The organism is Modestobacter sp. SYSU DS0904, assembly GCF_054051115.1.
The window spans coordinates 51,628-59,548 of sequence record NZ_JBJHAQ010000024.1 but is presented as its reverse complement, the minus strand read 5'-3'; the positions used below and the strand labels follow the sequence as shown (position 1 = coordinate 59,548).

The 7,921-nt window shown below is 73.3% G+C and carries 6 protein-coding genes; 4 read left to right on the top strand and 2 right to left on the bottom strand.

Annotation, left to right across the window (positions count from 1 at the left end; all coding sequences use genetic code 11):
* Positions 1–147: 147 nt before the first annotated feature.
* Together ACI79U_RS15230 and ACI79U_RS15225 are read right to left on the bottom strand one after the other, a co-directional pair.
* A complete protein-coding gene (locus ACI79U_RS15230) occupies positions 148–2,226 on the bottom strand; it encodes a 3-hydroxyacyl-CoA dehydrogenase NAD-binding domain-containing protein (RefSeq protein WP_457070056.1) in 2,079 nt (692 codons plus the stop codon).
* On the bottom strand, positions 2,223–3,446 hold the full coding sequence (locus tag ACI79U_RS15225; RefSeq protein ID WP_457070054.1) for a thiolase family protein: 1,224 nt from the start codon (positions 3,444–3,446) through the stop codon (positions 2,223–2,225). Before ACI79U_RS15225 ends, ACI79U_RS15230 begins: the two co-directional genes overlap by 4 nt.
* 250 nt (positions 3,447–3,696) lie before the next feature.
* On the opposite strand from ACI79U_RS15225, the gene ACI79U_RS15220 reads away from it, so the two are divergent.
* The 4 genes from ACI79U_RS15220 (at position 3,697) to ACI79U_RS15205 (ending at position 7,902) form a co-directional block, all read left to right on the top strand.
* Positions 3,697–4,779: a sugar ABC transporter substrate-binding protein gene (locus ACI79U_RS15220; protein ID WP_457070052.1), complete on the top strand. Its 1,083-nt coding sequence runs from the start codon at positions 3,697–3,699 to the stop codon at positions 4,777–4,779.
* Between the two features lie 71 nt (positions 4,780–4,850).
* Positions 4,851–5,645, top strand: coding sequence for a sugar ABC transporter ATP-binding protein (locus ACI79U_RS15215; protein WP_457070050.1), 795 nt, complete (start codon positions 4,851–4,853; stop codon positions 5,643–5,645).
* Between the two features lies 1 nt (position 5,646).
* On the top strand, positions 5,647–6,933 hold the full coding sequence (locus ACI79U_RS15210; protein ID WP_457070048.1) for a sugar ABC transporter permease: 1,287 nt from the start codon (positions 5,647–5,649) through the stop codon (positions 6,931–6,933).
* Positions 6,934–7,056: 123 nt separating this feature from the next.
* Positions 7,057–7,902, top strand: a complete 846-nt coding sequence (locus tag ACI79U_RS15205) for a hypothetical protein (RefSeq protein WP_457070046.1) — start codon at positions 7,057–7,059, stop codon at positions 7,900–7,902.
* Positions 7,903–7,921: the final 19 nt, after the last annotated feature.

The window sequence follows — 7,921 nt, the reverse complement described above, 5'->3', positions numbered from 1 at the left end:
CCCCCCCCCCCCCCCCCCCCCCCCCCCCCCCCCCCCCCCCCCCCCCCCCCCCCCCCCCCCCCCCCCCCCCCCCCCCCCCCCCCCCCCCCCCCCCCCCCCCCCCCCCCCCCCCCCCCCCCCGGGGGCGAGCGGGACGACGGGGCGGGGTCAGGCGGGGAGGGAGGCCACCCCGCGGGGGAGGAAGCGCCTCCCGGTGACCGCCTCGGCGACGCCGGCGCGGTCCAGGTACGCGGAGATCCCGCCCAGCCAGAACGGCCACCCGGCGCCGAGCAGCATGCACAGGTCGATGTCCTGCACGGCCTGCACGACACCCTCCTCGAGCATCAGGCCGATCTCCTCGGCCAGCGCCCGTTCGGCCCGCGCGCGCAGCTCGTCGGCGGTGAGCGGGGCGTCGCCCGCATCGATCCCGGCCAGGTCGGGGTCGAGCACGCCGGGCGCGGAGAAGACCGAGGTCTTCCCGAGCTCGACCATCCGCCGCAGCCCCGCGCCGACGCCGAACCGGTCGGGGAACGCCTCGTGCATCCGCTCGGCCACGTGCAGCGCGACCGGTGGGCCGACCAGCGTGAGCAGTTCGAACGGGGTCATCGGCAGCCCCAGCGGCTCCAGCGCGCGCTCCGCGACGGTCACCGGCGTACCGGCGTCCACCGCCGCGACGACCTCGCCGAGGAAGCGGGTGAGCAGCCGGTTCACCACGAACGCCGGGGCGTCGGCGACCAGCACGCACGACTTCTTCAGCGCCTTCCCGGCGGCGAACGCGGTGGCCAGCGTCGCGTCGTCGGTGCGCTCGGCGCGGACCACCTCCAGCAGCGGCAGGACGGCGACCGGGTTGAAGAAGTGCAGCCCCACCACGCGCTCGGGGTGCCGCAGCTGCGCGGCCGTCTCGGTCACCGACAACGCGGAGGTGTTGGTGGCCAGCACGCACTCGGCGGAGACCACCGCCTCGACCTCGGCGAACACCTGCTGCTTGACCGACAGCTCCTCGAAGACCGCCTCGATGACCAGGTCGGCGTCGGCGAAGGCGGCCTTGTCCAGCGACCCGGTGACCAGGCCGGTGAGCCGGTTGAGCGAGTCGGGGGAGAGCCGGCCGCGGTCGGCCAGCTTCCGCAGCTCGCCGTGCACGTACGCCACACCCTTGTCGACCCGGGCCTGGTCGACGTCGGTGAGCACGACGGGCACCTCGAGCCGTCGGACGAACAACAGCGCCAGCTGGGAGGCCATCAGCCCGGCACCCACGACGCCGACCTTCCCGACCTTGCGGGCGAGGGCCTTGTCCGGTGCGCCGGCCGGCCGCTTGGCCCGCCGGTTGACCAGGTCGAAGGCGTACAGCCCGGCCCGCAGCTCGTCGCTTTTCAGCAGGTCGGTGAGCGCGTCGTCCTCGGCCGCGGTGCCGGCGGTGAACCCGGCGTCCCCGGCCCGGGCCAGGTCGAGCAGCTGCACCGCGCGCACGGCACCGGGGGAGGCGTTGCGGGTGCGGGCCGCGACGATGCCCTTGGCCCGGGCGATCGCGTCGTCCCAGGCCGACCGGTCGACCGCGGGACGGCGCACGGCGACGTCCCCGCCGACCACCCCGGCCGCCCACTCCAGCGAGCGCTCCAAGAAGTCCGCCGGCTCGAAGACCGCGTCGGCGATGCCCAGCGCGGCTGCCTTCGGCCCCGGGGTGACCTTGTTCTGCGCCAGCGCGTTCTCCACGATCACGGTGACCGCCGCGTCGATGCCGATCAGGTTCGGCAGCAGCTGGGTGCCGCCCCAGCCGGGCACCAGGCCGAGGAAGACCTCGGGGAAGGCGACGACGGCGGTGCTGGCGATGGTCCGGTGCTGGCAGTGCAGGGCCAGCTCCAGCCCGCCGCCGAGCGCCGCGCCGTTGACGAACGCGAACGTCGGGACCGTCGAGTCCCTGAGCCGGCGGAAGACCCGGTGCCCGGTCTCGGCGACCTCCCGGGCCTGCGCCGCCGACGTGATCGCCGGGACGCCGGAGAGGTCCGCGCCGACGGCGAAGACGAACGGCTTGCCGGTGACCGCGATCGCCGCGGGGGCGGGGGAGTGCGCGGCGATCGCGTCGAGCGCGGCGTCCAGCGAGGCCAGCCCGCCGGCCCCGAAGGTGGACGGGCGGGTGTGGTCGTGCCCGTTGTCCAGGGTGATCAGAGCGATCTCCCCGGCCAGCCCGGGCACCGGCAGGTACCGGACCAGCGCCCGGGTGACGACCTCGTCCGTGACGACGGCGCTCACGCCTGTGCCCCTTCCCAGTTCGGGTTCTCCCAGATGACGCTGCCGCCCATGCCGATGCCGATGCACATCGCGGTCAGGCCGTAGCGGACGTCGGGCCGCTCGGCGAACTGCCGGGACAACTGCGTCATCAGCCGCACCCCGGAGGAGGCCAGCGGGTGGCCCACGGCGATGGCGCCGCCCCAGGGGTTGACCCGGTCGTCGTCGTCGACGATGCCGAAGTGGTCCAGGAAGGCCAGCACCTGGACGGCGAAGGCCTCGTTGAGCTCGAACAGGCCGATGTCGCCGATGGTCAGCCCGGTGCGGGCCAGCGCCTTCTCCGTCGCGGGGACCGGGCCGACGCCCATCACCTCGGGCTCGACCCCGGCGAAGGCGTAACCGACCAGCCGCATGCCGACGTCCAGCCCGAGCTCCTCGGCGACCTCCTCGGCGGCGAGCAGGCACCCGGTGGCGCCGTCGTTCAGCCCGGCGGCGTTGCCGGCGGTGACGTGGCCGTGCGGGCGGAACGGCGTCCGCAGCGAGGCCAGGCCAGCGAGCGTGGTGCCCGGCCGGGGCGGTTCGTCGACCGTCGCCAGGCCCCAGCCGGTCTCGGCCGAGCGGGTCGCCACGGGCACCAGCTCGGGGCCGATCCGGCCCGCCGCCACGGCCGCGGCGTACTTCTGCTGGCTGGCCAGCGCGAACGCGTCGGCCCGCTCCTTGGTGAGGTGCGGGAAGCGGTCGTGCAGGTTCTCCGCGGTCGAGCCCATCACCAGCGCGGAGCCGTCGACGATCCGCTCGCTGACGAACCGCGGGTTCGGGTCGACGCCCTCGCCCATCGGGTGGTGGCCCATGTGCTCGACGCCGCCGGCGATGGCGACGTCGTAGGCGCCGAAGGCGATGCCGGACGCGGTGGTGGTCACCGCGGTCATCGCGCCGGCACACATCCGGTCGATCGCGAAGCCGGGCACGCTCGTCGGCAGCCCGGCCAGCAGCGCGGCGGTGCGGCCGATGGTGAGCGCCTGGTCGCCGATCTGGGTGGTGGCGGCGATCGCCACCTCGTCGACGCGCTCGGGCGGCAGCGCCGGGTTGCGGCGCATCAGCTCGCGGATGCAGCGCACGACCAGGTCGTCGGCGCGCGTCTCGGCGTAGAGGCCCGTGGGGCCCGCCTTGCCGAAGGGGGTGCGCACCCCGTCGACGAAGACGACCTCACGCAGCGAGCGTGACCGTTGCTGGGGGTTGGGCACGGGACCTCCGCGTCGAGTCCGGTCGCCGGATCGGGGGACGAGCCGGTCGGAGAGCAAGTTACCGGCTGGTAACCGCATGGGTGACCCCACCCCTGTCGCCATGACCGGGTCGGGGGGTTCTGGATCACGGTCCCGCAACGGTCCCGCAGTGTGCTTGCCAGCACATGTGATGGAGCGCACGATCCCCCACGGCACTTTCCGGAACCTCGACGAAATGGCAGGAAAGCTCATGGCGCGACGGCGCACCCTGATGACTGCTCTGGCAGCCTCCCTCGTGTTCCCCCTCGCCGCCTGCGGTGGCGGCGACGACGGTGGCGGCACCAGCGGCGGCGGTGACAACGGCGGCGCCCAGGCAGAGGGCAAGGTCGGCGTGATCCTCCCCGACACGGAGTCCTCCCCCCGCTGGGAGTCCTTCGACCGCCCGCTGCTGGAGGCGGCCTTCGAGGAGGCCGGCATCGAGGCCGACATCCAGAACGCGCAGGGCGACGCCCAGCAGATGCAGACCATCGCCAACCAGATGATCACCTCCGGGGTGACCGTGCTGGCGATCGTGAACCTGGACAACGCCTCGGGCGCCCAGATCCAGGACCAGGCGGCCCAGCAGGGCGTGGCGACGATCGACTACGACCGGCTCACCCTCGGTGGCTCGGCGGAGTACTACGTCTCCTTCGACAACACCGAGGTCGGCCGGCTGCAGGGTCAGGGCCTGGCCGACTGCCTCGGGCCGGAGCCGGCGAACATCGCCTTCCTGAACGGCTCGCCCGACGACAGCAACGCCACGCTGTTCTCCGAGGGTGCGCACGAGGTCCTCGACCCGATGACCCAGTACACCCAGGTCGCCGAGCAGGCCGTCCCCGGCTGGGAGCCGACCGAGGCGCTGACGATCTTCGAGCAGATGTACACCCAGCAGGGTGGCGACATCCAGGGCGTGCTGGCCGCCAACGACACCCTGGCCAACGCCGTCATCCAGGTGCTGGCGCGCAACAACCAGGCCGGTCAGGTCCCGGTCACCGGGCAGGACGCCTCGGTCGAGGGGCTGCAGAACATCCTGGCCAACCGCCAGTGCATGACGGTCTACAAGCCGGCCGCCGAGGAGGCCAACGCGCTGGCCGAGCTGGCGATCGCGCTGATCAACGGTGAGGAGGACCCGTCGGTCATCAACGGCGAGTCCGAGGACCCCGAGGGCGACCGCACCGTCCCGTCGGTGCTGCTGGACCCGGTCTCGATCACCCGCGACAACGTCAGCCGGGTCGTCGAGGACGGCCAGGTCAGCGCTGAGGACCTGTGCCAGGGCGAGTACGCCGCCGCCTGCACCGAGCTCGGCATCCAGTAGGACCCATCCGTCTCGGGGCGCCCTCCGTTCGCGGGGGGCGCCCCGCAGCCGTGTTCCAGGAAGGACCACGCATGTCCGTTCCGAAGTCCGAGGACGGGTCCCCGATCCTCGAACTGCGCGGGGTGACCAAGAGCTTCGGCGCCAACCAGGTGCTGCACGGGGTAGACTTGAAGGTCTACCCCGGCTCGGTGACCGCTCTCGTCGGCGACAACGGCGCCGGCAAGAGCACCCTGATCAAGTCCATCGCGGGCATCCACCCGATCGACAGCGGTGAGTTCTGGTTCGACGGCGAGCGGGTGCAGGTCACCGGGCCCCGGGACGCCGCACACCTGGGCATCGAGGTCGTCTACCAGGACCTCGCACTGGCCGACAACCTCGACGTCGTGCAGAACATGTTCCTCGGCCGCGAGCGGACGAAGGGCGTCGTCCTCGACGAGGTGTCGATGGAGCAGGCGGCCAAGGACACCCTGACCACGCTCTCGGTGCGCACCCTGAAGTCGGTGCGGCAGCTGGTCTCCAGCCTGTCCGGCGGTCAGCGGCAGACGGTGGCGATCGCCAAGGCCGTGCTGTGGGAGTCCAAGCTCGTCATCCTCGACGAGCCGACCGCCGCCCTCGGCGTCGCGCAGACCCGGCAGGTGCTCGACCTGGTCCGGCGCCTCGCCGACACCGGGCACGCCGTCCTGTTCATCACCCACAACATGGTCGACGTCTTCGAGGTCGCCGACCGGGTGGCCGCGCTGTACCTCGGCCGGATGGCGGCCGACGTCCCGATCGACCAGGTCGACCGGACGCAGGTCATCGAGCTCATCACGTCGGGACGCTCAGGCGAGCTGGGCCTCGATCCGTCCGTCTACGAGGGGGCCTGAGATGGCGAGCAACACCATCCCCACCAGCGACGTCGAGCCCGGTGCGTCGGCGCCGTCCGGGTTCGAGAACGACCGCGCGGAGGACACCGTCGGCGGCACCCTCCGCGGGTACGTGGACCGCATCCGCGGCGGCGACCTCGGTGCGCTGCCGGCGGTGCTGGGCATCGTCGTGCTCACCCTGCTGTTCTTCGCGCTCCGGCCGGAGACGTTCCTCACCCCGCTGAACATCACCAACCTGCTGATCCAGGCCGCGCCGATCACCCTGCTGGCGATGGGCCTGGTCTGGGTGCTGCTGCTGGGTGACATCGACCTGTCCGCCGGTGTCGTCAGCGGGGTCGCGGCCGCGGTCCTCGCCCAGATGCTGGCCGAGGTCGGGGTGCCCTGGTACATCGCGGTGCTCGGGGCGCTGGTCACCGGCGCGGTGATCGGTCTGTTCACCGGCACGCTGGTCGCGATGATCGGCATCCCGTCGTTCGTCGTGACCCTGGCGCTGTTCCTCGCCTTCCAGGGCGTCACGCTGCGGATCATCGGCCAGGGCGGCACGGTGCCGATCCGGGACGACGTGATCCGGGCGCTGACCAACAGCTACATCCCGGTCGGGATCGGCTGGCTGCTCGCCGCCGCGGTGATCGTGCTCTACGCGGCGCTCACGCTGAACCGCTGGCGGGCGCAGCGCAGCAAGGGGCTGACCACCCAGCCGCTCGGCATCGTGCTGGGCCGGATCGCGCTGATCGCGGTCGTCGTCGTGGTCCTCACCTGGATCCTCAACGCCGACCGTGCGCTGTCGGCCGCGGTCGACCTCAAGGGCATCCCGTACGCCATCCCGGTGGTCGTGATCCTGCTGCTGGCGCTGACGTTCCTGCTCGGGCGGACGACGTTCGGCCGGCACGTGTACGCGGTCGGCGGCAACAAGGAGGCCGCCCGCCGGGCGGGCATCAATGTCGTCCGGATCCGGATCATGGTGTTCGTGCTGTCCTCGTCCATGGCCGCGGTCAGCGGTCTGGTCGCGGCGGCCCGGCTCAGCTCGGTGACGCCCGGCTCCGGTGGCGGTAACACCCTGCTGTACGCGGTGGGTGCGGCGGTCATCGGTGGCACCAGCCTCTTCGGTGGCCGGGGCCGGGTGCGCGACGCCGTGCTCGGTGGCCTGGTGATCGCCATCATCGACAACGGCCTCGGGCTGCTGGGTGTGTCGGCGTACCTGAACTACATCATCACCGGCGGCGTGCTGCTGCTCGCCGCCTCCGTGGACGCCCTGGCCCGCCGCCGCGCGGCCGCCGGGCGAAGTTAGCGCTCCAGCGCAATGCGGAGGGCGGTCCCGGGACACCGGGGCCGCCCTCCGTCGTCGTGGCCGCGTTCGGCCCCATCGGACGGGACCGGCCGTTAGGGTCACCGCACCGGGACGGGGGTGGCGATGCGGGCCAGGCAGGTGTTTCTGCGGACGGCGCCCTGGCTGGCCGTGCTCATCCCGCTGGCCGACCTCGGGCTGGTGGTCGCCGGGGTGCTCCCGGTGCGCACCGCCGTCGTCGTCGCCGTGGTCGGTGAGGTGCTCCTCGCCGGGGTGTTCCTCGCCGAGGCGACGCTGTTCCGCCGGGAGTACCGCCGGGCCCGGGACGGCGGCGGCAGTCGGGGGACGGCGGTGCTCGCCGGCGCCGCGGCGGCGCTACCGCGCCCGGTGTACTGGTTGATCCGCTCCGAGCTGGGCGTGCTCCGGGCGCTGGGCTGGGCGGTGCGCCGGCGCACCGTGGTCCGGCCGGGGGAGGAGGCGTTCTCCTACACCTCCCGGATCGGGGTGCTCCTCGGTGTGGTCATCGGGCTCACCCCGGTGGAGATCGGCGTCGTGCACCTGCTGCTGCCCTGGCCGACCGTGCGCTGGGTGGTGTTCGCGCTCGCCCTGTGGGGGATGGCCTGGCTGATCGGGTTCGCGCTGTCGCTGCGGCAGAACCCGCACATCCTGGGCGCCGACGAGTTGACGCTGCGGTTCGGTCAGCTGCGGACGGCGCAGGTGCGGCTGGCCGACGTCGCCGAGGCCCGGGTGGCCGCCACCGACGGGGCCGAGCGGAACTTCGAGGTCACCGCCGACCGGGTGGCGCTGAGCGTCGCCGGGGAGACCAGCGTGCGGCTGGCGCTGCGCCCGGGCGCCGCGATCGAGCTGGACGGGCGGACCGTGCCCACCGAGGCCGTCGCGCTGTTCGCCGACGACCCCCGCCGCCTGGTCCGCGAGCTGCGGACCAGGCTGGCCGACCCCGCGAGGGGCTGAGCCGGCTCAGCCCTTCGCG